Source organism: Brachybacterium sp. ACRRE, from assembly GCF_022346485.1.
Classification (GTDB): Bacteria; Actinomycetota; Actinomycetes; order Actinomycetales; family Dermabacteraceae; genus Brachybacterium; species Brachybacterium halotolerans.
Genome location: NZ_JAKRMO010000025.1, coordinates 1 through 24,751, shown reverse-complemented (window position 1 = coordinate 24,751; position 24,751 = coordinate 1). Strand labels below are relative to the sequence as shown.

The following is a 24,751-nucleotide window of genomic DNA, read 5'->3' as shown; positions in this document are numbered from 1 at the left end:
ATGGACGTCGGGCGCAAGGCCCCAGGGGTCCGGAAGGAGCATGTGATGTCGACCACCGAGGATACGCGGGAACCGCGCGGTGCGGACGGCGAGTCGGTGAACGGCCGCGGTACGGGCGGAGCGTCGCCCGCGAGCGGCGTACCCGTCGCCGACGGCACGAGCGCTGATCGCGAGGGCACGGAGGGCGCGGGCGGCGAGGTGGAGTGGCTGAGCCACGACGAGCAGCAGGCCTGGCGCACGTTCCTCTACGGCGTGAACCTGCTGATGGAGAACATCTCGACGGCGCTCGAGCAGGATCCGCGCTTCGATCTCTCCCTCGACGAGTACGAGATCCTCGTGCGGCTCTCCGAGGCGCCCGAGGGCCGGATCCGGATGTCGGGGCTGGCCGATCAGGTCGTGCACTCTCGCTCGCGCCTGACCCACACCGTCGCCCGCCTCGAGAAGCGCGGCATCCTCGAGCGCGTCCGCTGCTCGGGTGACGGCCGGGGTCGCGAGGCGGTGCTCACCGAGGCCGGCGCCGAGCTGCTGCGCCAGGCGGCGCCCGTGCACGTGGCCTCCGTGCGGGAGCGGCTGCTGGATGCCGTGGGCACCGAGGACCTGCTGGAACTGGGCCGGATCATGGCCCGCACCATCCCCGAGGGCGCCCCCGTGACCCTGGGCACCGTCCCATCCGACGTCAAGGATTGATTGGTACCTTGAGGCGGTTCGCCACTCGTCGCGGGCACGGCCCCGTTCTGCGCATCGTCGGCCGCCCCGAGTGTCGATCCGGCCCACACCCTCGGTTCCCGCGGAGGTCCCCGCGCCCATGAGCACGACCGTCATCCACCTGGTCCGTCACGGAGAGGTGCACAACCCCGAGAAGATCCTCTACGGGAGGCTGCCGGGGTACCGCCTGTCCGAGCGCGGCCAGAAGATGGCGCAGCTCGCCGCTGATCACCTCGCCCCGCGCGACGTGCGCGCCGTCTGGGCCTCGCCGCTGCTGCGGGCCCAGCAGACTGCCGCGCCGATCGCCGCCGTGCACGGCCTCCCCGTCGCACAGGACGTGCGGCTCATCGAGTCCGGCAACCACTTCGAGGGCCAGCGCATGGGCCACGGCGAGGCCCGCTTCTCCGATCCGCGCAACTGGCGCTGGTTCGCCAACCCCTTCCGCCCGTCCTGGGGCGAGCCCTATCGGGACCAGGCCGCGCGCGTGATCAGCGCTGTGCAGTCGGCCCGCGCCGAGGTCGAGGGCCACGAGGCCGTCCTCGTGCTGCACCAGCTGCCGATCTGGGTCACCCGGCTCTCGGCAGAGGGCAAGCCGCTCTTCCACGACCCGCGGCGCCGGCAGTGCCGTCTGTGCTCGGTGACGAGCCTGCGGTTCGTCGGCCCGCATCTCGCCGGCATCGACTACGCCGAGCCGGCCGCCGAGCTCTACATGGGCTCGGTCGACGCGACCGGGGGCAAGCTCGCATGAACGACCTCCCCAGCGCCCGCCCCGTCGGCCGGCGCGCCCTGTTCGGCGCGGCCGGGCTCGGCGCCGGCGCCCTCCTGCTCGCGGCCTGCGGCTCGGACACCTCCTCGCGCTACGGCGACAGCGGCGGCGACGGCGAGAACGGCTTCGTCTCCGGCGACGGCGTGACCACCGAGATCGACCCCGAGGATCGCACCGATCCCGTCGACTTCAGCGGCACCACCTACGAGGGCAAGGCCTTCGCGAGCGCCGACGACCTCGGCTCCGTGCTCGTCCTGAACATCTGGTACGCCTCGTGCGCCCCGTGCCGCAAGGAGGCGCCGGACCTCGTCGAGATCGCCGGCGACTACGCCGCCAAGGGCGTGGAGTTCGTCGGCATCAACGTGCGCGACGAGAAGGGCCCGGCCGTCGCCTTCCAGAAGAAGTACAAGATCCCCTACCCGTCGCTGCCGGACCTGGACTCCAAGATCCTCTACGCGCTGCGCGGCCAGGTCTCGCCCAACGCCGTCCCCTCGACGCTCGTGCTCGATGCGAAGGGCAGGGTCGCGGCGCGCATCTCCGGCGCCGCGGATCCCTCGATCCTGCGGTCGATGATCGACACCGTCGTGGACGAATGAGCGCGATGGACATCGGACAGGTCTTCTCCACGACGATCCTCTCGGGCTCCCTCTGGGTGGCGCTCGCGGTGGCCGCGGCCGCCGGGATCGTCGCCTTCGTCTCCCCGTGCGTGCTGCCCGTGGTCCCCGGCTACCTCGGGTACGTCTCGGGCCTCGCGGGCCAGGGGGCCGACGGCACCGGCCGCGGCGCGTCCGGCGGCGGGCGCGGCAGGGCACGCTCCCGCGGCGGCTCCTCCCGGATGGCGCTCGGAGCGGTGCTGTTCGTGCTCGGCTTCGCCGCCGTGTTCGTGGTGCTCGGCGGGTTCGTCGGGGCGCTCGGGCACGTCCTGCAGTCCCACGTCGTGTGGGTCAACCGGATCTCCGGCATCCTCGTGATCGCCATGGGTCTGCTGTTCCTGGGCCTGTTCCCCTCGCTGTCGGGGGAGAAGCGCCTGCACAGTCGGCCCGACGCGGGTCTCCTCGGGGCCCCGCTCATGGGGATCGTCTTCGGGTTCTCGTGGACCCCCTGCATCGGCCCGACCTACGCGGCCGTGGTCGCCCTCTCCCTGGACGGAGCGTCCCCGCTGCGCGGGGCCCTGCTCGCTCTCGCCTATTCCCTGGGTCTCGGCATTCCCTTCGTGCTGTTCGCGCTGCTCTTCCAGCGCGCGCTCGGCGCGAGCCGCGCCCTCGCCCGCCACCGTCGGACCATCTCCGTGGTCAGCGGCGCCCTGCTGATCGCGATCGGCGTGCTGCTGCTGACGGGGACCTGGACGCAGTGGATGGCGCAGCTGCAGACCCTCATCGGCGGATACGAGACGGTGGTGTGATGACCCAGGAGGACCGCAGGGCGCGCAAGGCGCAGCGCCGGGCGCAGAGCCGGGAGGCGAAGGGCGAGGACGCGAAGCCCCCGCGCTCCGAGCGGGCCGGTCGGGCACGCGACGAGCAGAAGGACCAGATGGGCACGGCGAGCACCCGTGACCGCCGGGTCGCGCCCGAGGCCCGCGATCTGCGCCAGGCCGGAAAATCGGGCAAGGCCGGGGCCTCGCTGCCCAAGCTCGGCGTGCGCGGGACGCTGCTGTTCCTGTGGCGCCAGCTCACGAGCATGCAGACCGCCCTCTTCCTGCTCCTGCTGCTCGCGATCGCCGCCGTGCCGGGTTCCCTGTACCCGCAGCGCAACGTGGACGCCTCGAAGACGGAGCAGTACATCTCCGAGCACGGCTCGTGGGCGAAGTTCCTGGACACCCTGGGCTTCTTCGACGTGTTCTCCTCGGTGTGGTTCTCGGCGATCTACCTGCTGCTGTTCGTCTCCCTCGTGGGCTGCGTGATCCCGCGCCTGGGCGTGCACCTGCGCCAGATCCGCTCGCGCCCCCCGCGCACGCCCTCGCGCCTGCGCCGCTTCGCCGGGTTCACGCGCGTCGAGCTCCCCGGGGCCGACGTCGAGGCCGTCACCACCCGCGCGGCGAAGACCCTCAAGCGCTCCCGCTACCGCACCGACGTGCTCAAGGAGAAGGGCGGGGCGCGCTCGGTGACCTCCGAGCGCGGATACCTGCGCGAGACCGGCAACCTTCTCTTCCATGTGGCCCTGCTGGGCGTGCTCGTCGGCGTGGCCGCCGGCGGGCTCTTCCAGTACCGCGGCCAGATCACCGTGGTCGAGGGGGAGGGGTTCTCGAACTCCCTGGCCGAGTACGACTCCTTCGAGCAGGGCGCCTGGTACGACTCCTCGAAGCTGCCGTCGTTCCGCTTCACCCTCGACGACTTCCGCGCCGAGTACGACACCAGCTCCAATGAGCACCGCTTCGGACAGCCCAAGAAGTTCGAGGCCGACGTCACGGTCGACGACCCGGACAAGAGCGGCGAGTACTCCAAGACGCTGCGCGTGAACCAGCCGCTGCACGTCCAGGGCACCACGATGTACCTCCTGGGCAACGGCTACGCGCCCGAGGTCACCGTGAAGGACCCCGACGGGAACGTCGTCGCCGAGGGGCCGATCATCACCATCCCCTCGGGCGACACCGGGTACACCTCGCAGCTGGTCATCAAGGCGCCCGACGCCCAGCCCAAGCAGATGGCCGTCGTCGGCTTCTTCCTGCCCACGGGCGTCATCGACGAGAAGGGCCCGCACTCCGAGTTCCCGGGCCTGGTGAACCCGCAGCTCGCCCTCACCGTCTACAACGGCGACCTGGGCCTGGACGACGGTGTCCCGAAGAACGCCTACCAGGTCGACGTCAGCAGTCTCACGCCGGTGGCCGACTCGGACGGCAACCAGTCCCTGGTGAGCCTCACCCCGGGGGAGTCGCAGACGCTCGCCGACGGCTCCTCGATCTCCTTCGACGGCGTCAAGCGCTATGCCGCCTTCGACATCAAGCGCGACCCGTTCCAGGTGTTCACGCTGGTCATGGCGCTGAGCGCGGTGCTGGGCCTGGTGCTCTCGCTGTTCGTGCCGCGCCGCCGCGTGTGGGTGCGGGCGGTGCCGTCGGCCCACGGGGTGGTCCTGGAGGTGGCGGGACTGGCCCGCAGCGACGATGATCGACTCGTGGAGGACGTGCGCGCGCTCGCCGAGCGCCTCGCGGACTCCGCCTCCTCGGCGGCGGATCCGTCGCCATCCGATGACACGTCCGCTGATCCCCCGTCCTCTGATTCCCCGAGGCCCGCGCCCGAGACCCCGGAGACCGATTCCTCGCAGTCCAAGCCCTCGCACGAAGGACCCCTCCAGTGATCGACCAGCAGCTCGCGGAGCTCTCGAACCTCCTGATCATCGTCACGATCGTCCTGTACGTCCTGGCCCTCATCGGCTTCGGCGCGGACCTCTCGGGCGTCACCCAGCGGCGCAGCGACGAGAAGCTCGAGAAGCAGAAGCGCGAGAGCGAGGGCGCCCGCGCCGAGCTCGCGACCGTCGGCGCGAGCGCCGGGACGGCCGCGGCAGCCGGCGGGGGACCCGGTGGGTCGACCGACGCCGGGACGACTCCCACCCGGACGGCCACGACCGGGAAGGCCTCCGCCTCACGGGGCTCCACCGGTGCCGCGACCTCGGGCAACGCGCTGGGCGCGCGCGGCTTCGGATACGTCATGGCCTCGATCGGCGCCGTCCTGCACATCACCGCGATGGTGCTGCGCGGCGTGGCGACCTGGCGCGTGCCGTGGGGCAACATGTACGAGTTCTCGATGACCTCGAGCGCGCTGATCGTCGCGCTGTTCGTGATCATCTCGATCCGCCGGAAGGACCTGCGTCTGCTCGGCACCCTCGTGATGCTCCCGGTGCTCGTGCTCATGCTGATCGCCCAGACGGCCTGGATCCTGCCCGCCTCCGACCTCACCCCGAGCCTGCAGAACTCCCACTGGCTGATCGTGCACATCGGCGTCGCCATCATCGCGACCGCGCTCTCGGGCCTCGGCGCGATCGTCGCCGCCCTCCAGCTGCTCTCGACCCGCACCCAGAAGGTGCGCGCCGCCCGCGAGGCGGCCGACCGCCCGCTGGGGCGCTTCTGGGGCCCGGTCTCGGCGCTCACCGAGCGCATCCCCGGCCCGGAGGCCCTCGAGGCGCTCTGCTTCCGCCTGCACTCCCTCGCCTTCGTGTGCTGGACCTTCACCCTGATCTTCGGTGCGGTCTGGGCCAACGAGGCCTGGGGCCGCTACTGGAACTGGGACCCCAAGGAGGTGTGGACCTTCGTGATCTGGGTGGTCTACGCCTGCTACCTGCACGCCCGCGCCACCCGCGGCTTCCGCGGCAACAAGGCGGCCTGGTTCGCCCTCGCCGGCTTCGCCTGCGTCATCATCAACTACACGGTCGTGAACCTCGTGATCAACGGCCTGCACTCCTACTCCGGACTCGGCTGAGCCGCCGGCGGGACCGCGACGCCGCGATTCCGACGCCGCGATCCCGCCGCCCCGGCGCAGACGAGGAGGCCGGCGCACCGAGAACCCTGATTCCCGGTGCGCCGGCCTCATGTCTGCGTGCCGCGCGGGCGGCTGTCCGGCCCCTTCGGGGTCAGCCGCGCCCGTCGTCCGTGGTCGGGGTGGCCGGACCGGTGCCGTCGCCGCGCCCCCGGTCGTCGTCCTCGCCGCCGCTCCCGGTGCCGTCACCGCCGTCGCTCCCGCCGCGGCGCTCGCGCTCTCGGCGCTCGCGCCGGATGTCCTCGTCGAGCTTGCGCAGGAACTCGGGGTCCTCGTCGGGTGCCAGGGGCCGGGACCCGCGCGCACCCCGACCGCTTCGGGAGCCCCACGACCCCGCCGATCCCGCGGGTCCGTCCTCTCCGTCCCGGGAGGGGCCTCCGCGCAGCGGATCGAAGGCGCTCGGGGCGCCGCTCTCGCGGTCCTTACCGACCAGCAGCCAGGTGAGCGGCCCCACCCAGGGCAGCAGCACGATGAGCACGATCCAGGCCCACTTCGGCAGACCACGCAGCTGCGCGTTCTCGCACTGGATGCAGTCGGCGAGAGCGAAGATCGTCAGCCCGATCGAGGCGATGGCGAGGACACCCTTCAACATCCCCCGAGTCTACGGAACCTCGCGGGCCGGCGGGCCGGGCGCCCTTCTGGGACTCAGGACGCCAGGACCCGCCTCAGCTCCGCCATCTGCTCGTCGAGCTCCCGTGTGGTCTCGGCGATCTGCGACATGCGCCGGGAGTGCACCTCGGGGACGTCGCCGTCGAACTTGTAGCGCAGGGAGTGCTCGGTGCTCGCCCAGAAGTCCATCGCGATGGTGCGCAGCTGGATCTCCACGGGGATCTCGACGGTGCGGTCGGCGAGGAACACAGGCACCTGGACGATCAGGTGCAGGGAGCGGTAGCCGTTGGGCTTGGGGTCGGCGATGTAGTCCTTGACCTGCAGGACCTCGAGGTCCTCCTGGCGGCGGATCGCGTCGCTCACGAGGTACACGTCGGCCACGTACGGGCAGGTGATCCGCAGGCCGGCGATGTCGAAGATCTGGGCGCGGATCGCGTCGAGGTCAGCCGGGACGCCGCGGGCGACGATCTTCTGGGTGAGCGACTCGGCGGACTTCAGACGGGTCTTCACGTGCTCGATCGGGGAGTGGTCGTGCTGGGCGTCGAACTGCTCGCGCAGGATGCCGACCTTCGTGGAGATCTCGTCGAGGCCGAACTTGTACTCCATGAGGAAGCCCCGCATGCGCTGCTGCATGCGGCGCAGCATGGTCTCGGCGTCCGCATGCTCGGCGTCGGGCCCGGCCAGGCGGCGCAGGAAGTCCAGCGCCCGGGGGTCGATCCCGTGCCCGGAGAACGAGGGGACGGCGTCGGACGCTCGCTCAGCACTCATGCGCCGGATCCTCCCACCGGTCTCTGGAGGTTCGGTGCGAGGTCCCGGCACGGAATCCTGACGCGCCCTGTGTTCCGCGCCTCGGCCCGCACGGTCCGTCCAGGCGGGCGCATTACCCTGGCACCCATGCGAGACGTCCTGCTCTATACGGTGATCCGGCTGGTGGTGCTGGCCGCGGCCTGGTGGCTGATGGTGCAGATCGGCGTGGGGTTCTACCTCGCCGGGATCATCGCCGTGCTGATCGCGTTCCTGGTCTCGGTGCTCTTCCTGCGCGCCCCGCGCGAGCGGCTCGCGGGGAGGCTGCAGTCGGCGGACGAGCGCCGCCGCGAGCGCCGCGGCCCCGTCCGCGACGAGGACGCCGACGAGGAGGACGCGCTGCTCGACGAGGATGACGACGAGCGCTGAGCGCTGAGCGGGGACGCTCCGGGGGCGGCCCGGTGACGGGTCAGACCGCGAGGCCCACGAGGAGCAGCAGCGCGAAGACGAGCTCGAGCCGGCCGGCCCGGGCCAGCACCGGGATCAGAGCGCGCCCCTGGGTTCCGGCGAGCACCGTGCGCAGCGGGCCGACCGCGAGGACGGCGGCGAGCAGCACCACGAGCACCGGCGGGTGGATCACCATGACCGGCACCATCAGCACGAACGGGACGACGAGGCATGCCGTCAGCAGCATGCGCGTGCCCCGGTCGCCGAGCCGCACCGCGAGGGTGTGCTTGCCGGCGACGGCGTCGGTGGGCAGGTCCCGCAGGTTGTTGGTGAGCATGATGACCACGGCCAGCAGGCCGATCGCGCAGGCGGCGAGGATCGCCACCCAGCTCACGCGGAGCGTGATCGCGTAGGCGGTGCCGCCCACGGCGACCAGCCCGAAGAAGATGAACACGAACAGCTCGCCCAGACCCAGGTAGCCGTAGGGTCGCTTCCCGCCGGTGTAGAACCAGGCCGCGGCGATGGCGGCGGCTCCCACGATCACGGTCCACCAGATGCCGGCGATCGCGATGAGGACGAGTCCGAGCAGACCCCCGAGCCCGAGCGCGAGGAACGCCGCGCGCTTCACGGTGCCGGGGGCCGCTGATCGCGAGCCGGTGAGCCGGAACGGACCCACGCGGTCGTCGTCCGTGCCCCGCACGCCGTCCGAGTAGTCGTTGGCGTAGTTCACGCCGATCTGCAGGCAGAGGGCCACGCCGAGGGCGAGCAGGGCCCGCGGGATGACCACGGCGGCGTCGAATCCGGCGTCCCAGAGCGCCGCCCCGGTGCCGGCGGCGACCGGGGAGATCGCGGCGGGAAAGGTGCGGGGGCGAGCGGCCTCGACCCACTGGGAGAACGTGGCCATGATGCTCCTCGAGGCGTGGTCTGCGGTGGCAGGACCGCAGTTCACGGCCCCATCAAGGATACGTCCGATGAGGCCGCGCCCGGCATGCGCCCCGGGGTGGCGTGGGTCGCGCCCACGTGCCCATGCGCCGATGCGTTCACGCGACCACCCGCTGGACCCCGGGCCGCCGGGCGGTCTCAGCCGTGCGCCGAGGCGATGCGGGCCGCCGCGGCCCGGTCGATCTTCCCGATCCCGAGGCGCGGCAGCGCCTCGACGACATGCACGTGCCGCGGCACGGCATGGGAGGGGACCCCCGTGGTGCGCAGCGCCGAGCGCACGAGGGCGGGCAGGTCCTCCGCCTCGGTCGGGGCATCGTCGGCGGGGACGACGAGCGCTTCGACGCGCCGACCCCACTCGGGGTCCGGCACGCCCACGACGACCCACTCGGCGAGGAGCCCGCGCAGCATGAGGGAGCGGTCGATCGCGCGCTCCACGTCCTGCGGGACGACCTTGAGGCCGCCGGTGGTGATGACGTCGTCCGCGCGGCCCAGGATCCGCAGTCGCCCGTCGTCGATCCGGGCGAGGTCGCTGGTGACGAAGGCGCGCTCGCCGTCGGGGCCGACGACGGGGAAGTCCTCGGTCGCCGCGGTGCCGTCCGCGAGCACGTAGCCGTGGGCGAGGGTGGGGGAGCGCAGCCGCAGGCGGCCCTCCTCAACGCCCTCCTTTGTGTCCCGTTCCGCGCCGTCCACCGTCTCCACGAGCTCGAGCTGCACGCCGGGGAGCGGCACGCCGTCGTAGACGCAGCCGCCCGCGGTCTCGGAGGACCCGTACGTGGTGCGCACGGCGATGCGCGCCCCCTTCGCGCGCGCCAGCAGGTCGGGCGGCGTGGCCGCACCGCCCACGAGCACCGCGGAGAAGCGCGAGAGCAGGGTCCGGGCTCTGGCGCCGTCCCCCGACGCCTCACCGAGCAGCCGGGTGAGCTGGGTGGGCACGAGCGAGGTGAAGGCGGGGAGGCTCGCCTCCGCGGCCTCCGCGAGGGCCTGCTCGGCGAGGGCGACGAAACGGGCGGCGTCGAAGTGGGCCGAGAGATCCGGCAGGGGATCCGGGAGCGGGACGCGCTCGAGTCCCAGCACCTGGGCCGTGCGGTGGGCACGGGCGATGACCTGGATGCCGGCGATGTGGGTGGGCGGCAGCAGCGGCAGCCAGTGCCCGTGGCCCGCGTGCGCGGTGCGGTCGGCATCCGTGTCCCGGGCGCCGTCGCCGTCCGCGAAGAGCCGCGCGGTCGCATCCTGCGAGGCGCGCAGCGAGCGCAGGGGATGGGCGACGGCCTTCGCGCGGCCCGTCGAGCCGGAGGTCGGGACCACCAGCACGGTGTCCTCGAAACCGGCGGGCATCGCCGGCGGCGGGTCGAACGGGCCCAGCCACAGCCGCCCGCGACCTGCCATGACCTCGCCGATCGCGCGGACGTGCTCGGCCAGCGAGGCCGCGGAGCCGTCGAAGGCGGCGGGACGGATCCAGGGAGCGGACGTTGCCGGAGGGTGCTCGACCACGGTGCTCAGCCCTGCGGGTGGGGGAAGGACGACCAGTCGGGGGCGCGGTGCTCGAGGAAGGCGTCGCGGCCCTCGACCGCCTCGTCCGTCATGTACGCCAGGCGCGTCGCCTCGCCCGCGAAGACCTGCTGGCCGATGAGGCCGTCGTCGGCCAGGTTGAAGGCGAACTTGAGCATGCGCACCGCCTGCGGGGACTTCGTGGCGATCGTCGCGGCCATCGCGAGCGCCGCGTCCTCGAGATCGGCGTGGTCGACGACCCGGTTCACCGCGCCCCAGTCGTAGGCGTCCTGGGCCGAGTACTCCTCGGCGAGGAAGAAGATCTCGCGGGCCCGCTTCTGGCCCACCTGCTTGGCGAGGTACGCGGAGCCGTAGCCGCCGTCGAAGGAGCCCACGTTCGCGTCGGTCTGCATGAAGCGCGCATGCTCCCGTGAGGCGATCGAGAGGTCGGCGACCACGTGCAGGGAATGCCCGCCGCCGGCGGCCCAGCCGTTGACCACGGCGATCACGACCTTGCCCATGGTGCGGATCAGGCGCTGGACCTCGAGGATGTGCAGGCGGCCTCCCTGCCCGGGGGTGACGGTTTCGGCGGTCTCGCCGCCCGCGTACTGGTACCCGGAGCGCCCGCGGATGCGCTGGTCCCCGCCCGAGCAGAACGCGAAGCCGCCGTCCTTGGGGGAGGGACCGTTCCCGGTGAGGAGGATGACGCCGACCCCGGTGTCCAGCCGCGCATGGTCGAGCGCCCGGTAGAGCTCGTCGACCGTGTGCGGCCGGAAGGCGTTGCGCACCTCGGGCCGGTCGAAGGCGATCCGCACGCACGGCAGGTCCTTCGGCGCCTCGGGGTCGGAGCGGTCCACGGCGCGGTGGTAGGTCACGTCCGTGAGTGCGGGACCGTCCAGCTCATCAGGGCCGATGTCCCGCCAGCGCTCGGGATCGAAGGCGTCGGAGACGTCGCGGGGCAGCTCGAAGCGGGGCATGCTCGCCAGGGTATCCCCGGCGCGCGCGGGGCTCGGCCCGCTCACGAGTGATCCGGCCGACGGGGAGCGACGAGGATCGGACGGGGTTCTCAGGCGTGGTCGGCCCAGGGCAGATGCGGGGTGGTCGGGGCGGGATCGGTCACGAGCCGGCCGTAGGCGAGGACGTCCACGCGCTCGCCGCCGATGAGGAACTTCTCGCGCTCCGTGCCCTCGTGCAGGAAGCCGGCGGCGCGGGCGACGGAGCCTGAGGCGGGATTGTCGATGCGGTGTCCGAGCTCGAGGCGCTCGAGCCCCCAGCCGCCCCGGTCGACGGGCCGCAGCGCGCGCTCGGCGAGTGCGGCCGCCGCCCGCGAGGCGAGGCCGCGGCCGCGATGCGCGGGATGCAGCCAGTAGAAGAACCAGCCGTTGCGATTGCCCTCGTCGACGCTCACGGCGACCAGGCCGACCATGCGGCCGTGCGCGCCCTGCACGGCATCCGGCTCGTCGTCCACGATCGCGAAGGCGTGCCGGTCCGCCCCGCGCAGCCAGGTGCAGTACTCCTCGGCCGACGCGGCGTCGTGCACGTCGCCCTGGCGGGACATGTCGGGGGAGGACGTGAAGGCCTCGAGGATCGCGTCGGCGTCGTCCGCTCGCACCGGGCGGAGGCGCGGGCCCGACGGTGCGGGGAGCGGGCGCTCGACGGCGGACGACGTGGGGTGATGGGCCATGCGAGCAGGCTACGACGCCCCCGCTGCCGAGCGACCCGTCGGCCGGGCCATCCCGTCCGCGCGTCGCCGCACGGATCCGCCCGCCGATGGGTAAGGTCCCGCGGGTGAATGACTCCACGACCCCCACGACGACGACGTCGACCGGCTCGGCGGACCCGGGCGCCCCCGACGCCCCCCGCCTCGAGCGCTCCCTCGGCAACCGCCATATCCAGCTGATCGCGATCGGCGGCGCCATCGGCACGGGCCTCTTCATGGGCTCGGGCAAGACCATCTCGGTGGCAGGCCCCTCCGTGCTGCTCGTCTACGTGGTCATCGGCTTCATGCTCTACTTCGTGATGCGCGCGATGGGCGAGATCCTGCTCTCGCGCCGCGAGTACCGGAACTTCGCCGATTTCACCGGTGACCTGCTCGGCCCCTGGGCGGCGTTCTTCACGGGCTGGACCTACTGGTTCTGCTGGGTCGTGACCGCGGTGGCCGACGTCATCGTGATCGCCTCGGTCTATCTGCGCGACCTGGTCCCCATGCTCCCGAGCTGGGCCACGCCCGTCCTCGCGATCGTGGTGATCGCCCTGCTCATCGGCCTGAATCTGCCGACGGTCCGCGCCTTCGGCGAGGCCGAGTTCTGGTTCGCCATGGTCAAGATCGTCGCGATCCTCGCCCTCATCGTCCTGGGACTCGTGCTCGTGCTCACGGGCTTCGAGACCTCGGCCGGCCCCTCGAGCTTCACCCACCTGTGGGCCGACGGCGGCTTCTTCCCGCGCGGCTTCACCGGCTTCGTCGCCGCCTTCCAGATCGCCACCTTCGCCTTCGTCGGCATCGAGCTGGTGGGCACCACGGCCGCCGAGACCCGCGACCCGGAGAAGAACCTGCCGCGCGCGGTGCGCTCGATCCCCGTCCGCATCCTGCTGTTCTACGTGGGCGCCCTCGTGATCCTCATGTCGGTGATGCCGTGGACGGTGTACAGCGCCGACGACTCCCCGTTCATCCAGGTCTTCGCGACCGCCGGTCTGCCTGCGGCCGCCGCCATCGTGAACCTCGTGGTCCTGACCTCGGCCATGTCCTCGGCGAACTCCGGGATCTACTCGACCTCCCGGATGGTGTTCGGCCTCGCCACCCAGAACGACGCGCCGCGCCTGTTCGCGCGCGTCTCGCGCCGCCACGTCCCGCAGAACGCCCTGTTCCTCACGGGCGTGATGCTGCTGGCCTCGGTGGTGCTCCTCGTCTTCGGGCTGGGGGAGTCGACCGCGTTCTCCGTGGTCACCACCGTCTCCTCGCTGTGCTTCATGTTCGTGTGGACGATGATCCTGCTGAGCTACCTGGCGTACCGCCGTCGGCGCCCGCAGGACCACGCCGCGAGCCGCTTCCGCATGCCGCTGGGCACCGTGATGTCCTTCGTCGTGATGGCGTTCTTCGCCTTCCTGCTCTGGGCGTTCACGGGCGCGTCCGACACCCTCGCGGGTCTCCTCGCGACGCCGGTCTGGTTCGTGATCGTCGCGATCGGGTACGTGCTGATCCGGCGTGATGCCGCCCACGGCGCCCAGCGCGAGGAGTTCCGCGCGCGGGTCGTCCGCGAGAGGGACGAGGCGGCCCTCTGGCGGACCGAGCCCGTCCAGCGGGGCTAGCCTGGACGGGCGCGGCGTCGCCGCACCCACCCGTCCCGCAAGGAGCCGCCATGACCACGCTTCACGACTTCACCGTCCGCACCGCCGAGGGCGCCTCCACCGACCTCTCGCAGTACGCGGGCCGGACCGTCCTGGTGGTGAACGTCGCCTCGAAGTGCGGGCTCACCCCGCAGCTCGACGGCCTCCAGGAGCTGCAGGAGCAGTACCGGGAGAGGGGACTGGTGATCCTCGGCTTCCCCTGCAACCAGTTTGCCGGCCAGATGCCCGGGAGCGACGAGGACGCCGTCACCTTCTGCCGCACCGCCTACGGCGTCGACTTCCCGATCCTCGCGAAGATCGACGTCAACGGCGAGGACGCCGACCCGCTCTACCAGTGGCTGCGCTCGGAGCGCTCCGGCGAAGACGGAGCGGACATCGAGTGGAACTTCGCCAAGTTCCTCGTCGGGCCCGACGGCGCCGTCATCGGCCGCTTCCACCCGAGCGTCGAGCCCGCCGACCTGCGAGGTCCCATCGACGCCGTGCTGGCCGCGGCGTGAGGGGCATGCGCATCCCCGCCGCGCTGCGCGAGCGGGGCATCGAGGACGCCCGCTGCTGGTCGATCCCCATGACCACCCGCTTCCGCGGGATCACCGTGCGCGACGGCGTGGTGCTTCGGGGGCCCGAGGGCTGGGCCGAGTTCTCCCCGTTCTGGGACTACGACCCGGCCGAATCGGCCGCCTGGCTGCGCTGCGCGCTCGCCGACGCGACCGCCCCGCGCCCCGCGCCCCTGCGCGAGAGCATCGAGGTGAACGCGACGATCCCCGTCGTCCCGCCCGCGCTCGCGCACCGGCTGGCGACCGTGGGCGGCGCCCGCACCGCGAAGGTCAAGGTCGCGGACGTCGCCTCCACCCTGTCCGAGGACCTCGAGCGCCTGGAGGCCGTGCGCGATGCCCTGGGGCCGGACGCCCGCATCCGCGTGGACGCGAACGCCCGCTGGGACCGCGACGAGGCGATCGCCGCGATCCCGCAGCTGGACCGCGCGGCGGGCGGCCTCGAATACGTCGAGCAGCCCGTCGCCTCGCTCGAGGACCTCGCGGCCGTGCGCCGCGCGGTCGACGTGCCGATCGCGGCCGACGAGCTCGTGCGGCGCGCCGAGGACCCTCTGCGCGTGGCCCGCGCGGGCGCGGCGGACGTGCTCGTGATGAAGGTGCAGCCCCTCGGGGGCGCGGCCCGCTGCCTCGAGCTCGCCGCCGAGGCGGACCTCCCCGTGGTCGTCTCGAGCGCGCTGGAGTCGAGCGTCGGCCTGAGCGCGGGCCTCGCCTTCGCCGCGGCCCTGCCCGAGCTCACCCATGCCTGCGGACTCGCGACGGCGGTCCTGCTCACCGGCGACCTCGTCGCCGCACCGCTGCGCGCCGACGGGGGAATGATCCCGGTGCGGCGCCCGCTGCCCGAGCCCGAGCTGCTCGAGGCCCACTGCGCGCCGCGCGAGCTCACCGCCCGCTGGGAGCAGCGCCTCGAGGCGTGCGCACAGCTGCTGTGACCCCCGGCGCGAACGCGCTTGAGCAGGGATCGGCGCGGGCGTCGGATCACTAGCCTGGGACCATGACCGAGCACCCCGCGCCCGCCGGCCGCCCTCTCGGGGCGGATCCGGAGCCGATGACCATCCCCGTGCCCTCGCCCCTGGGCTCCGGTGCGGTCGAGGAGGCCGTCGCGATCTGGCGCACCCTGGTCGCGCTCGGCGTGCGGCACATCGCGATCAGCCCGGGCTCGCGCTCGGCACCGCTCGTCTACGCGCTCGAGGACCCCGAGATCGCGGGCCGTCTCGAGGCGCACGTGCGGATCGACGAGCGCGCCGCCGCGTTCACGGCCCTCGGCATCTCCCGGCGCGACCCGGGATCGCCGGGCGTCGTCGTGACCACCTCGGGCACCGCCACGGCGCACCTGCACGCCGCCGTCCTCGAGGCCCACCACTCCCGCACCCCGCTGATCGTGCTCACCGCGGACCGCCCCATCGAGCTGCGCGACGTGGGCGCGAACCAGGCCACCCATCAGGTCGGCATCTACGGGGACGCGGTGCGCTTCGCGACCGACCTCCCGGCGCCCTCGCGGGACGGTGCGACCGAGGTCGAGCTGCGCACCGCCGTGAGCACCCTCGCGCGGGCCTTCGCCGCCGCGACCGGACCCCACCCCGGCCCCGTCCACGTGAACCTGTGCCTGCGCGACCCGCTCGTGCCCGGCGCCGGGACCGTCGACGGGCCCGCCTCGACAGGGTCGGTGTCGGTTTCGGAGTCGGACCGGGAGCCGGAGTCTGCGTCGGTGCCGGGGCCCGAGCATGGCGATCGCCTGGTCGTCACCCGTCGGATCCCGCCGCGTGAGCCCACGCCGGTCGCTCTCCCGCCCGATCCGCGTGCCGTGGTCGTCGCCGGGGACGGCGCGGGTCCCGCGGCCCGCGCCTTCGCCGAGGCCCACCGGCTGCCTCTGCTCGCCGAGCCGAGCTCCGGATCCCGCGGCGGGCCCAGCATGGTCACGGGCTACCCGCAGCTGCTCGCGCAGGTCATGGCCGACCCCGACCACCCCCTGCGGCCCTCGCAGGCGATCGTCTACGGCCACCCGACGCTCTCGCGTCCCGTGGTCGGTGCGCTGCTGGGCGCGGCCGACGTCGAGACGATCATCGTGGACCCGACCCCCTCCTGGGCCGACGCCTCCCGCACCGCGTCCCTCGTGGTGCCCGCCCTCGCCCTCGGGGACGCGGACGACCGCGCGGACACCGCTGCGCGGCTCGAGGACTGGCGACGCGAGGGCGCACTGCTCGTGGAGGCGTCCGAGCCGACGTGGCAGCAGCGCGCGGCGCTCGCCGTCTGGGAGGCGACGGGGGAGGAGGACACCCTCGTGCTGGGCTCCTCGTCCCTGGTGAGGGATCTCGAGCAGCTCGCCCCGGCAGCGCGCGGGACGGTGCTGGCCGGCCGCGGCCTGGCCGGGATCGACGGGATGGCCTCGACCGCCGGCGGGTACGCGCTCGCCGCCGAGCACGCTCCCGCCGAGGACGCTCCCGACGAGCACACCGCCGCCGAGCACGCTCCCACCGGACGCGTGCGTCTGCTCGTGGGCGACGTGACGGCGCTGCACGACCTCACGGGCCTGATCGTCGGCCCCCTCGAGCGCCGCCCCGCGCTGGACGTGATCGTGGTCGACGACTCCGGCGGCCGCATCTTCTCCGGGCTCGAGCACCGGCGCGCGCATCCCGGGCTCCTCGAGCGCTTCTTCACGACCCCGCACGGCGCCGACATCGCCGCCGCGGCCCGCGCGCTCGGCGTCGACGCGGTGCGCTACGAGGGCCCGCAGGCCCTCGATGCCCTGGTCAGGGGCCTCGAACGGCCGACCGGCGGGCTCCGGATGATCGTCGTCGGCCCCTGATCCCGACCCCGCCGGGGGATGCACGACACAGCCAGCGCACAGCTCGATCGCAAGGACTTCAAGGCACGAGGGGATGCAATGACTGGCATGTCATCCGAGGAATCGAACGTCCCCCAGGGCACCGGGGCCCCGGACGGGTCCGCCGACCGCCGCCCGTCCGACCACACCACCGAGCACCCGGTCTCCGCCGATCCCACCGAGCAGCTCGGGCGGGTCGACGAGACCCAGCGCCTCGACGGCCTCGGGGCCGACGAGCACGGCGCCCCGCCGCAGGGCGGCGATCCGTACGGCGCCCCGTCGCAGCATGACGACCCCTACGGCGCAGCGTCCCCGACGGCCTCCGCCTCCTACGGATGGAGCGAGCCGCAGGGCCCGCAGAACGCGCAGGGCCCCCAGGACATGCGCAGCCCATCGGCCTCCCCGAGCTGGGGTGCGGCCGCGACCGGTGCGTCCGGCGCGGCGACGCCTCCCGGCACCCAGGCCGCGCAGGGCCCGGATCCCGCCATCCAGGGCTCTGCCCCGGCGATCCCGGTCTCCGCCCCCGCGGCCCGGCGCCGCGGTCCGGGCTGGGTGGGCGTCGCGGGCCTGGTGATGGCCGGCATGCTGCTCAGCAGCGGACTCACCCTCGGCGGCGTCATCGCCTACGACCAGGTCGACGGCCAGGGGTCGCGCTCCGCCGCGTCGTCGAGCTCCTCGAGCAGCACGAAGACGGCCGACGCGAGCCCCGTCGCCCAGGACGGCGACACCCCGAACTGGGAGAGCGTCTCGGAGAAGGTCTCGCCGAGCACGGTCGCGATCTCCGTGAGCACGGCCTCGGGCCAGGCCGAGGGGACCGGCGTGATCTACCGCGAGGACGGCACGATCATCACGAACAACCACGTGGTCTCCGGCGCCCAGAAGGTCGAGGTCTCCCTCACCGATGGCCGCACGTACAGCGCCCGGGTGATCGGCACCGACGCGACCACCGACCTCGCCGCGATCAAGCTCGAGGACCCGCCGGACGACCTCACCCCGGCCTCCTTCGGCGACTCCGACGACGTCCAGGTCGGCGAGGACGTGATGGCCGTGGGCACCCCGCTGGGTCTCGAGAACACGGTGACCACGGGCATCATCTCGGCCGTGCACCGTCCCGTGACCACGCAGGGCGAGGCCGTCGACGGATCCGACTCCACCTACTCGTCGGCCCTGCAGACCGATGCCGCGATCAACCCCGGCAACTCGGGCGGCCCGCTGGTGGACGCGAGCGGCGCGGTCGTCGGCATCAACTCCTCGATCGCGACCTTCTCGCAGGAGGGGGAGTCCTCCTCCTCGCAGTCCGGGAGCATCGGTCTGGGATTCGCGATCCCCTCGGACACCGTCACCCTCATCGTCGACCAGCTCATCGAGAGCGGGAGCGCGAAGCACGCGCTGCTGGGCGTCACCGCGCAGGACAGCAGCCAGGACGTCTCCGGCGCGAGCTACCGCGGGGCGCTCGTGCGCTCGATCGAGCGCGGCTCGGGGGCCTCCGACGCCGGGCTCAAGGAGGGCGATCTCATCACCCAGGTCGACGGCGTGCCCGTGAACGGCGCGGCCGCGCTGACCGGCATGGTGCGCGGCCTCGAGGTCGGCTCCTCCCACAAGCTCACGATCGTGCGGGGCCAGAAGGAGATCACCAAGGATGTGACCCTCACCGAGGCCGGCTGACCGACTGGCCGGCCACGCGGCTGACCGGCCCGGTGCCGAGGCGAGCGACCAGGCCGGAGTCGACGCGGGGCCCGCGGGCTCTCAGCCCTCGGGGCGGCCGATGGCGCGCAGGACGGGCCGGGACTTCGCGAGCGCCTCGGCGTGCTCGAGCACGGGGTCGGATCCCGCGACGAGCCCGCCGCCGGACTGCACGCGCACCCGCGTGGGCGTCTCCAGGTGGGCCATGCGCAGAGCGATCGCCCACTGGCCGTCGCCCTCGGCGTCCATCCACCCCACGGGGGAGGCGTAGCCGCCGCGGTCGCGGACCTCGAGCTCGGCGATCGCGGCGTCGGCCGCCTCCCGCGGCGTGCCGCTCACGGCGGCCGACGGGTGCAGCCGGCCCGCCACGTCCAGGCTCGTGACGCCCTCGCGCAGCTCGCCCGCGACGTCCGAGGCCAGATGCTCGAGGCCGGGGAGTCGCAGCACGAACGGCTCGGCGGAGGCCGTGATCTCGGTGGTGAGGTCCGCCAGGCGCGAGGTCACCGAGTCGATCGCGAAGGCGTGCTCCGCCAGTTCCTTGGCGTCGCTGCGGAAGGCCCGACGGTCCTGCTCGGCGAGCTCCGAACCCTCGGCGACAGGGCGGCTGCCGGCGAGGACGCGGCTGAACAGGCGCCCGTGCTCGGTGTCGGCCAGCATCTCCGGGGTCGCGCCGATGACGTCGGCCAGGTGGTAGACCCAGGTGGTCGGGTAGGACTCGGCGAGGCGTCCCAGCAGCGTCGCCACCGGCTGCGCCTGCTCGAGGTGCACGGTCGAGGACTCCGAGAGCACGATCTTCTGCGCGCGGCCCTCCTCGATCATCCCGAGCGCCCGGCGCACCAGCTCCTGGTACTCGTCGGGCGTGTGGTCGGGGTCGATCTGTACGTGCGTGCGCTCGGCGCGCGGGGTCGAGGGGAACAGGTCCCGCCAGTCCGCCGGGGCGGCGGGCACCCGGTCCATCGCGTCCGACGCGTCCTCCTGCTCGTCGAGCACGTCGACGAGGGTGAGGAACGGATCGTTGTCGAGCACGCCGAGGATCGCGCGCGGCACCAGCAGCGTGGAGGGGCGCGGGGAGGTCGCGGCGTAGGAGAAGCTGCCGAAGGCGATGAGCCCGCTGCCGCGCGTGCCGACCTCGTCGTCGATGCGGGCGGCCGCGGCGAGCTCGCGGAAGCGCGCCGAGGCCTCCTCGAAGCGATCGGGCCCGCTCGTGGTGCAGGTCCAGGCGGTGCCGACGCCCACCATGCCCTGGCCGTGGCGCAGCCAGGCGGCGGTGAGGTCGCGCGGCAGGTGCGCGGGCAGGTCGATCTCGTCCTCGAGGCGCAGGGTGCGCACGCGCAGGGCGGGTGCGGGGGCGGGCGCGGCATGCGCGCTCGGTGCACCGGGCGCGGGGTCCGCGGAGACGGAGGACGGATCGGGGACGGGGTCTGAGGTGGGCATCAGCACGATTATGCGACACGGACCCTGCGCGCTGGACTTGCCGCGCTCTGCGGGTCACAGTGGAGCGCGCCCGCGGAGGACGGGACGACCCGACCGGGACCGGACCAGGACAGAGGTGCACGTGGCAGGCAACGGCGGAGGCGGCGGCAGGACGCGCGAGGACGGCGCCCGCGCGGATCGGGGCCGCGCGGACCGCGGCGACGTGCGGCTGGACTCCCCGGTGCTCGCCGGGGCGCTCGCGGCCCTCAGCGCCCTCGGCACGGGCCTCGCGATCACCGTGGTCCCCGCGCTCATCGCCCAGCTCTCCTCCTCCCACGGATCGCTGGGAGTGCTCGGCGCGATCCTGCTGGCCCTGGACGCGCTCGTCCTGGGGCACGGCGGCAGCCTGCTGCTGCAGGCGGGCTCGGTCACCGGCTCGATCGCCGTGATGCCCTTCGGGCTTACGATCGTGCTGCTCGTGGTGGTCGCCCTCGCGGCCCGGCGCGCCGTGCGCCGCCTCCGCCCCATCTCGGCCGACGGCGCCCTGCGGGCTCGGGCCCTGCGCGACGGCGGCATGTGCCTGGGCGCCCTCGTGGTCGTCTACACCGCCGGGCTCGGCGTGCTCGCCGCGATCGCCCGCAGCACGCTCGTGCACGCGGTGGTGCCCTCCGCGGTGGTCTCCGGCGCCCTGGTCTCCGTGGTGGGCGGCCTCGCCGGAGCGCTGCTCGCCCTGCGCCGACGCGGCGGCGGAGGCGTGCCGGAGGTGCGCATCCTCTCCCTGCTCCCCGCCCCCTACGGCTCCGTCGCCCGGGCGGTGCTCCTCGCGCTCGCGGGCCTCGCCGCCTCCGCGGCGCTCGTCTGCACGGCGATGATCGCGATCCGCTTCGGCGCCGTGGCATCGCTGCACGAGTCCCTGCACGCGGGCTTCTGGGGATCCGTGGTGCTCCTGCTGCTGCAGCTCGCCCTGTTCCCGCTGATCGCCGTGTGGGTGCTCGTGGTCATCCTCGGCGGCTCGGTCACGCTCGGGGCGGGCAGCGTGATCAGCCTGGCGGGCGCCGAGACCACCGTGATGCCCGCCCTCCCGCTGCTGGGCATCGTGCCGGACCCGGGCACCGGGCCCTGGTGGACGCGCCTGCTGATCGTGCTGCCCGTGGTCGCGATCGCGCTCGGCGCGATCCGCCTGTGCCGGGACCTGGTGGGGGAGGGGGCCGACGCCGACTCCTCGGAGTCGGCTCTGCGCGAGCGCGTCATCGCCCTCGTCGCCTACGCGGTCGCCCTGCTGCTGCTCGTGCTGCTCGTCGCGGGACTCGCCACCGGCGGCATCGGCGACGGCTCGCTGGAGGCCCTGGGACCCCGGATCGGCTCCCTGCTGCTGCCGTTGCTGGGGATCGTGGTGCTGCCCACCGCCGCCGTCGCCGCCGTCTGCCTCACGCCCGCCCTGCCCTGGGCGCGCGCCCAGTGGGCGGGGCTGCGCGGCCGCGTCGAGGCGGCCGAGTCCCGCGAGAACGGGAGCACGGATCGCTCCGAGGACGAGCCCGCCCGCGACCAGGACGACGACGCCTCGGTCAGGACCCCGTCAGACCCTCCATCCAGCTGAGCACCGAGCTCTGCACCTCGTCCCGGCACGCGTCCTGCGCCTGCTGGGTGAGCGCCTCGTCCCGGCACTGCTCGAGCTCGGACATCGGACCGTAGAAGATCGCGCCGGTCACCGAGCCGAGCACGATCATGAACACCGCGGGGACGCCCACCAGCGCGGAGATCACGGCCATCGCCGGCCGGCGGTCCCTCCAGGCGGCGATCACGAGCCGCACCAGCAGCACGGCCGTGACGATCCCCGCGACACCGGCGAGCAGCGACCACGGCAGCGGCAGCATCATCAGCACCCACGAGGCCAGCAGGGACACGAGCAGCCGAGTGAGGATCCGGCGATAGCGCAGGGTCGACTCGGACGGGGCGGAGGGCTCGGGCTCGGGACTGCTCACCCGACCATTGTGCCCGCTGCGCGAGCCGGCCCCGCACGTCCCGTGCCGCGCGCCTCGGTCGCCGTCCCCGCGCGTACCGCTCCTCGCGCATCGCCCCTCGCGCATCGCCCCTCGCGCGCGATCCCGCGCACGCCACCCGGACGCCCGTCCTCGTCCCGGCGCGCTCCCCGTAGGGTTGCCCCGTGGCTCCAGCACGCATCGTCGTCCTCATCTCCGGCACCGGCAGCAACCTCGCCGCGCTCCTCGCGGCGCAGCACGAGCAGGAGTGCCCCTACGAGATCGTCGGCGTGATCGCCGACCGCGCCGCCTCCGGCCTCGCGCATGCGCAGAGCGCGGGGGTGCCGACGGGCGTCGTCCGACTGGGCGACCACCCGGATCGCGCTGCCTGGGACGCGGCCCTGGCCCGCGAGGTCGCCGCCCTCTCGCCGGAGCTCGTGGTGCTCGCCGGCTTCATGAAGCTCATCGGCCCGCCGCTGCTCGACGCCCGGCCCGGGCGCATCATCAACACCCATCCCGCCCTGCTGCCGTCCTTCCCCGGGGCCCACGGCGTGCGCGACGCCCTCGCCTACGGGGTGAAGGTGAGCGGGGCCAGCGTCATCGAGGTCGACCCGGGCGTGGACACCGGGCGGATCCTCGCCCAGCGCGCCGTGGACGTCCGGCCGGACGACACCGAGGAGAGCCTCCACGAGCGCATCAAGGTCGTCGAGCGCGAGATGCTCGTCGACGTGGTGCGCGACCTCTCGCGCACGCTCGCCCCCTGACCCCTTCCGGACCTCCCGCCTGCCCCGGATACACTGGACCCACACGACTGGCGCAGGTGGGCGGACCACCGGGGAGTGACGATCGTGGGCATCGACCGCCTGGGTGCCCGCATGTGAAGGCGGCGACCGCGTCCGCGCAGCCGCCGCATCGACCGCACCGCACCGATCCGCGAGGAGAACGCTCCGTGAGCTCCACCGACCGCCGTCCCATCCGCCGCGCCCTGGTCTCCGTCTTCGACAAGACGGGCCTGACGGACCTGGCCCGTGCCCTCTCCGAGGCCGACGTCGAGATCGTCTCGACCGGCTCCACCGCCAGCACGATCCGCGAGGCGGGCTTCGCCGTCACCGACGTCGCCGAGGTCACCGGCAGCCCCGAGATGCTCGACGGTCGCGTGAAGACCCTCCACCCGCGCATCCATGGCGGCATCCTCGCCGACCTGCGGCTCGAGGACCATCGCGCCCAGCTCGAGGACCAGGGGATCCAGCCCTTCGACCTCGTCGTCGTGAACCTCTATCCCTTCGAGGAGACCGTCGCCGCGGGCGGCACCTTCGACGAGATCATCGAGAAGATCGACATCGGCGGGCCGTCGATGGTGCGCGGCGCGGCGAAGAACTTCGCCTCCGTCGCGGTCGTGGTCGATCCCGAGGACTACGCGCGCGCCGGCCATGCGGCCACGCGGGGCGGCTTCACCCTCGACGAGCGCCAGGAGCTCGCGACCATCGCCTTCGGCCGCACCAGCGAGTACGACACCGCGATCAGCGACTGGATGCTCGGCCAGCTCGACGGGACCGACGCCGAGGGCACCGCCTCCGCGCTCGGCGCCGGGACCCTCCGCGGGGCCGACGGGGGAGTCTCCGACTCCCCGGACGCCGACGCCGACGACGACGCCGACTCCCCGGCCTATCTCCTGGAGATGGATGACGAGGAGGCAGCCGAGGCCGGTCTGCGCACCCTGCGCTACGGCGAGAACCCGCACCAGCGCGCCCGCGTCGCCGTCATCGACGACGAGAACCCCGGCCTGGCCGGCGCCGAGCAGCTCGGCGGCAAGGCCATGAGCTTCAACAACTACGTGGACGCCGATGCCGCCACCCGCGCCGCCTTCGACCACGACCAGCCGTGCGTGGTCGTCATGAAGCACAACAACCCCTGCGGCATCGCCGTCGCGACCGAGGACGAGGACCTGGCCGCCGCGCACGCACGCGCGCACGGCACCGACCCGCTCTCCGCCTACGGCGGCGTGATCGCGACCAACCGCCCCGTGACCCTCGCGATGGCCACGCAGGTCAAGCCCGTGTTCACCGAGGTGATCCTGGCCCCCGCCTACGAGGACGAGGCCCTCGAGCTGCTGCGCACGAAGAAGAACCTGCGGATCCTGCGGATCGCCGACCGTCCCCGCGGCGGCGTCGAGATCCGCCAGATCTGGGGCGGCTCCCTGATCCAGGAGTCCGACGCCTACCAGGCCGAGGGCGACGAGGCCGCCACCTGGACCCTCGCCGCAGGGGAGGCGGCCGACGAGAGCACCCTCGCCGACCTCGTCTTCGCCTGGCGCTCGGTGCGGGCGGTGAAGTCCAACGCGATCCTGCTGGCCAAGGACCTCGCGGCCGTCGGCATCGGCATGGGCCAGGTCAACCGCCTGGACTCCTGCCGTCTGGCCGTGCAGCGCGCCAACACCCTGGGCGAGCACTCCGAGGGCGAGCAGGCGCCCGAGCGGGCCCGCGGAGCGGTCGCCGCGTCCGACGCCTTCTTCCCCTTCGCCGACGGCGCCCAGATCCTCATCGACGCGGGCGTGAGCGCGATCGTGCAGCCCGGCGGCTCCATCCGCGACGAGGAGGTCATCGAGGCCTGCCGCGCGGCGGGAGTGACCCTCTACCTCACGGGGACCCGCCACTTCGCCCACTGACCCGCACGCCGCCGCCCTCGGGCGGTGACATGTGTGCCCGTGCCCTGGACGGGCCGAGGGTGAGGAGCCGTGGCGATATCGCCACGGCTCCTCACCCTCAGCCCGCCCGCGACCGTCCCCCCGCACC

General features: G+C 73.4%; 23 protein-coding genes and 1 riboswitch. Of the genes, 15 read left to right on the top strand and 8 right to left on the bottom strand.

The window, feature by feature from the left end:
- Nucleotides 1–45: 45 nt before the first annotated feature.
- From MHY49_RS09080 to ccsB, 6 genes are all read left to right on the top strand, one after another.
- The gene (locus MHY49_RS09080) at nt 46–687 is read left to right on the top strand and encodes a MarR family winged helix-turn-helix transcriptional regulator (RefSeq protein ID WP_200501911.1); all 642 of its coding nucleotides are present in this window, start codon (nt 46–48) and stop codon (nt 685–687) included.
- A 118-nt stretch (nt 688–805) separates the two neighbouring features.
- Nucleotides 806–1,453, top strand: a complete 648-nt coding sequence (locus tag MHY49_RS09075) for a histidine phosphatase family protein (protein ID WP_239203684.1) — start codon at nt 806–808, stop codon at nt 1,451–1,453.
- Nucleotides 1,450–2,067: a TlpA disulfide reductase family protein gene (locus MHY49_RS09070; protein WP_239203683.1), complete on the top strand. Its 618-nt coding sequence runs from the start codon at nt 1,450–1,452 to the stop codon at nt 2,065–2,067. Before MHY49_RS09075 ends, MHY49_RS09070 begins: the two co-directional genes overlap by 4 nt.
- A complete protein-coding gene (locus MHY49_RS09065; RefSeq protein WP_239203682.1) occupies nt 2,064–2,873 on the top strand; it encodes a cytochrome c biogenesis CcdA family protein in 810 nt (269 codons plus the stop codon). Before MHY49_RS09070 ends, MHY49_RS09065 begins: the two co-directional genes overlap by 4 nt.
- On the top strand, nt 2,873–4,762 hold the full coding sequence (locus tag MHY49_RS09060) for a cytochrome c biogenesis protein ResB (RefSeq protein WP_239203681.1): 1,890 nt from the start codon (nt 2,873–2,875) through the stop codon (nt 4,760–4,762). The genes MHY49_RS09065 and MHY49_RS09060 overlap by 1 nt, the downstream gene beginning before the upstream one ends.
- Complete coding sequence (gene ccsB / locus MHY49_RS09055) at nt 4,759–5,880, top strand: c-type cytochrome biogenesis protein CcsB (protein WP_239203680.1); 1,122 nt, start codon at nt 4,759–4,761, stop codon at nt 5,878–5,880. The genes MHY49_RS09060 and ccsB overlap by 4 nt, the downstream gene beginning before the upstream one ends.
- Nucleotides 5,881–6,031: 151 nt before the next feature.
- Here the strand turns inward: ccsB and MHY49_RS09050 are convergent, their stop codons facing one another.
- Together MHY49_RS09050 and MHY49_RS09045 are read right to left on the bottom strand one after the other, a co-directional pair.
- Nucleotides 6,032–6,529, bottom strand: coding sequence for a PLD nuclease N-terminal domain-containing protein (locus MHY49_RS09050; protein ID WP_228357641.1), 498 nt, complete (start codon nt 6,527–6,529; stop codon nt 6,032–6,034).
- 53 nt (nt 6,530–6,582) lie between these two features.
- A complete protein-coding gene (locus MHY49_RS09045) occupies nt 6,583–7,314 on the bottom strand; it encodes a GTP pyrophosphokinase family protein (RefSeq protein WP_239203679.1) in 732 nt (243 codons plus the stop codon).
- A gap of 126 nt (nt 7,315–7,440) precedes the next feature.
- Here MHY49_RS09045 and MHY49_RS09040 point away from each other — a divergent pair, with 126 nt between their 5' ends.
- On the top strand, nt 7,441–7,719 hold the full coding sequence (locus MHY49_RS09040; protein ID WP_200501905.1) for a DUF4229 domain-containing protein: 279 nt from the start codon (nt 7,441–7,443) through the stop codon (nt 7,717–7,719).
- Nucleotides 7,720–7,759: 40 nt separating this feature from the next.
- Here MHY49_RS09040 and MHY49_RS09035 read toward each other — a convergent pair whose 3' ends face one another.
- The 4 genes from MHY49_RS09035 to MHY49_RS09020 form a co-directional block, all read right to left on the bottom strand.
- Nucleotides 7,760–8,641 carry a 1,4-dihydroxy-2-naphthoate polyprenyltransferase gene (locus MHY49_RS09035; protein WP_239203678.1) on the bottom strand — a complete coding sequence of 294 codons (882 nt, stop codon included), beginning with the start codon at nt 8,639–8,641 and terminating at the stop codon, nt 7,760–7,762.
- A 176-nt stretch (nt 8,642–8,817) separates the two neighbouring features.
- Nucleotides 8,818–10,170 (bottom strand): AMP-binding protein, encoded by a 1,353-nt coding sequence (locus tag MHY49_RS09030; protein ID WP_239203677.1) that lies wholly within the window; start codon nt 10,168–10,170, stop codon nt 8,818–8,820.
- Nucleotides 10,171–10,175: 5 nt separating this feature from the next.
- Entirely contained in the window at nt 10,176–11,144 is a 969-nt protein-coding gene (locus tag MHY49_RS09025) for a 1,4-dihydroxy-2-naphthoyl-CoA synthase (RefSeq protein WP_239203676.1), read from the bottom strand.
- Between the two features lie 89 nt (nt 11,145–11,233).
- Complete coding sequence (locus tag MHY49_RS09020) at nt 11,234–11,851, bottom strand: GNAT family N-acetyltransferase (RefSeq protein WP_239203675.1); 618 nt, start codon at nt 11,849–11,851, stop codon at nt 11,234–11,236.
- A gap of 104 nt (nt 11,852–11,955) precedes the next feature.
- On the opposite strand from MHY49_RS09020, the gene MHY49_RS09015 reads away from it, so the two are divergent.
- The 5 genes from MHY49_RS09015 (at nt 11,956) to MHY49_RS08995 (ending at nt 18,549) form a co-directional block, all read left to right on the top strand.
- On the top strand, nt 11,956–13,473 hold the full coding sequence (locus tag MHY49_RS09015; protein WP_239203674.1) for an amino acid permease: 1,518 nt from the start codon (nt 11,956–11,958) through the stop codon (nt 13,471–13,473).
- A gap of 50 nt (nt 13,474–13,523) precedes the next feature.
- Nucleotides 13,524–14,009, top strand: a complete 486-nt coding sequence (locus MHY49_RS09010; protein WP_239203673.1) for a glutathione peroxidase — start codon at nt 13,524–13,526, stop codon at nt 14,007–14,009.
- A 5-nt stretch (nt 14,010–14,014) separates the two neighbouring features.
- The gene (locus MHY49_RS09005) at nt 14,015–14,992 is read left to right on the top strand and encodes an o-succinylbenzoate synthase (RefSeq protein ID WP_239203672.1); all 978 of its coding nucleotides are present in this window, start codon (nt 14,015–14,017) and stop codon (nt 14,990–14,992) included.
- A gap of 62 nt (nt 14,993–15,054) precedes the next feature.
- Nucleotides 15,055–16,866, top strand: a complete 1,812-nt coding sequence (gene menD / locus MHY49_RS09000; RefSeq protein WP_239203671.1) for a 2-succinyl-5-enolpyruvyl-6-hydroxy-3-cyclohexene-1-carboxylic-acid synthase — start codon at nt 15,055–15,057, stop codon at nt 16,864–16,866.
- 87 nt (nt 16,867–16,953) lie between these two features.
- Nucleotides 16,954–18,549, top strand: a complete 1,596-nt coding sequence (locus MHY49_RS08995; protein WP_239203670.1) for a S1C family serine protease — start codon at nt 16,954–16,956, stop codon at nt 18,547–18,549.
- An 81-nt stretch (nt 18,550–18,630) separates the two neighbouring features.
- Here MHY49_RS08995 and MHY49_RS08990 read toward each other — a convergent pair whose 3' ends face one another.
- Nucleotides 18,631–20,001, bottom strand: a complete 1,371-nt coding sequence (locus MHY49_RS08990; protein ID WP_239203669.1) for an isochorismate synthase MenF — start codon at nt 19,999–20,001, stop codon at nt 18,631–18,633.
- A gap of 121 nt (nt 20,002–20,122) precedes the next feature.
- Here MHY49_RS08990 and MHY49_RS08985 point away from each other — a divergent pair, with 121 nt between their 5' ends.
- Nucleotides 20,123–21,577: a DUF6350 family protein gene (locus MHY49_RS08985; protein WP_239203668.1), complete on the top strand. Its 1,455-nt coding sequence runs from the start codon at nt 20,123–20,125 to the stop codon at nt 21,575–21,577.
- Here MHY49_RS08985 and MHY49_RS08980 read toward each other — a convergent pair.
- Nucleotides 21,546–21,962, bottom strand: a complete 417-nt coding sequence (locus MHY49_RS08980) for a hypothetical protein (RefSeq protein WP_200501894.1) — start codon at nt 21,960–21,962, stop codon at nt 21,546–21,548. The genes MHY49_RS08985 and MHY49_RS08980 overlap by 32 nt on opposite strands.
- A 182-nt stretch (nt 21,963–22,144) precedes the next feature.
- Here MHY49_RS08980 and purN point away from each other — a divergent pair, with 182 nt between their 5' ends.
- Nucleotides 22,145–22,723, top strand: a complete 579-nt coding sequence (gene purN, locus MHY49_RS08975) for a phosphoribosylglycinamide formyltransferase (RefSeq protein ID WP_239203667.1) — start codon at nt 22,145–22,147, stop codon at nt 22,721–22,723.
- A gap of 33 nt (nt 22,724–22,756) precedes the next feature.
- A riboswitch (ZMP/ZTP riboswitch) is annotated at nt 22,757–22,835 on the top strand.
- Between the two features lie 73 nt (nt 22,836–22,908).
- Entirely contained in the window at nt 22,909–24,624 is a 1,716-nt protein-coding gene (purH, locus tag MHY49_RS08970) for a bifunctional phosphoribosylaminoimidazolecarboxamide formyltransferase/IMP cyclohydrolase (protein WP_239203666.1), read from the top strand.
- Nucleotides 24,625–24,751 lie beyond the last annotated feature (127 nt).

Excerpts from the sequence above, each read along its gene's own strand:
- MHY49_RS09080 (WP_200501911.1), top strand. The coding sequence starts at position 46 with ATGTCGACCACCGAGGATACGCGGGAACCGCGCGGTGCGGACGGCGAG.
- MHY49_RS09075 (WP_239203684.1), top strand. The coding sequence starts at position 806 with ATGAGCACGACCGTCATCCACCTGGTCCGTCACGGAGAGGTGCACAAC.
- MHY49_RS09070 (WP_239203683.1), top strand. The coding sequence starts at position 1,450 with ATGAACGACCTCCCCAGCGCCCGCCCCGTCGGCCGGCGCGCCCTGTTC.
- MHY49_RS09065 (WP_239203682.1), top strand. The coding sequence starts at position 2,064 with ATGAGCGCGATGGACATCGGACAGGTCTTCTCCACGACGATCCTCTCG.
- MHY49_RS09060 (WP_239203681.1), top strand. The coding sequence starts at position 2,873 with ATGACCCAGGAGGACCGCAGGGCGCGCAAGGCGCAGCGCCGGGCGCAG.
- MHY49_RS09050 (WP_228357641.1), bottom strand. The coding sequence starts at position 6,529 with ATGTTGAAGGGTGTCCTCGCCATCGCCTCGATCGGGCTGACGATCTTC.
- MHY49_RS09045 (WP_239203679.1), bottom strand. The coding sequence starts at position 7,314 with ATGAGTGCTGAGCGAGCGTCCGACGCCGTCCCCTCGTTCTCCGGGCAC.
- MHY49_RS09040 (WP_200501905.1), top strand. The coding sequence starts at position 7,441 with ATGCGAGACGTCCTGCTCTATACGGTGATCCGGCTGGTGGTGCTGGCC.
- MHY49_RS09035 (WP_239203678.1), bottom strand. The coding sequence starts at position 8,641 with ATGGCCACGTTCTCCCAGTGGGTCGAGGCCGCTCGCCCCCGCACCTTT.
- MHY49_RS09025 (WP_239203676.1), bottom strand. The coding sequence starts at position 11,144 with ATGCCCCGCTTCGAGCTGCCCCGCGACGTCTCCGACGCCTTCGATCCC.
- MHY49_RS09020 (WP_239203675.1), bottom strand. The coding sequence starts at position 11,851 with ATGGCCCATCACCCCACGTCGTCCGCCGTCGAGCGCCCGCTCCCCGCA.
- MHY49_RS09010 (WP_239203673.1), top strand. The coding sequence starts at position 13,524 with ATGACCACGCTTCACGACTTCACCGTCCGCACCGCCGAGGGCGCCTCC.
- MHY49_RS09005 (WP_239203672.1), top strand. The coding sequence starts at position 14,015 with ATGCGCATCCCCGCCGCGCTGCGCGAGCGGGGCATCGAGGACGCCCGC.
- menD (WP_239203671.1), top strand. The coding sequence starts at position 15,055 with ATGACCGAGCACCCCGCGCCCGCCGGCCGCCCTCTCGGGGCGGATCCG.
- MHY49_RS08995 (WP_239203670.1), top strand. The coding sequence starts at position 16,954 with ATGTCATCCGAGGAATCGAACGTCCCCCAGGGCACCGGGGCCCCGGAC.
- MHY49_RS08990 (WP_239203669.1), bottom strand. The coding sequence starts at position 20,001 with ATGCCCACCTCAGACCCCGTCCCCGATCCGTCCTCCGTCTCCGCGGAC.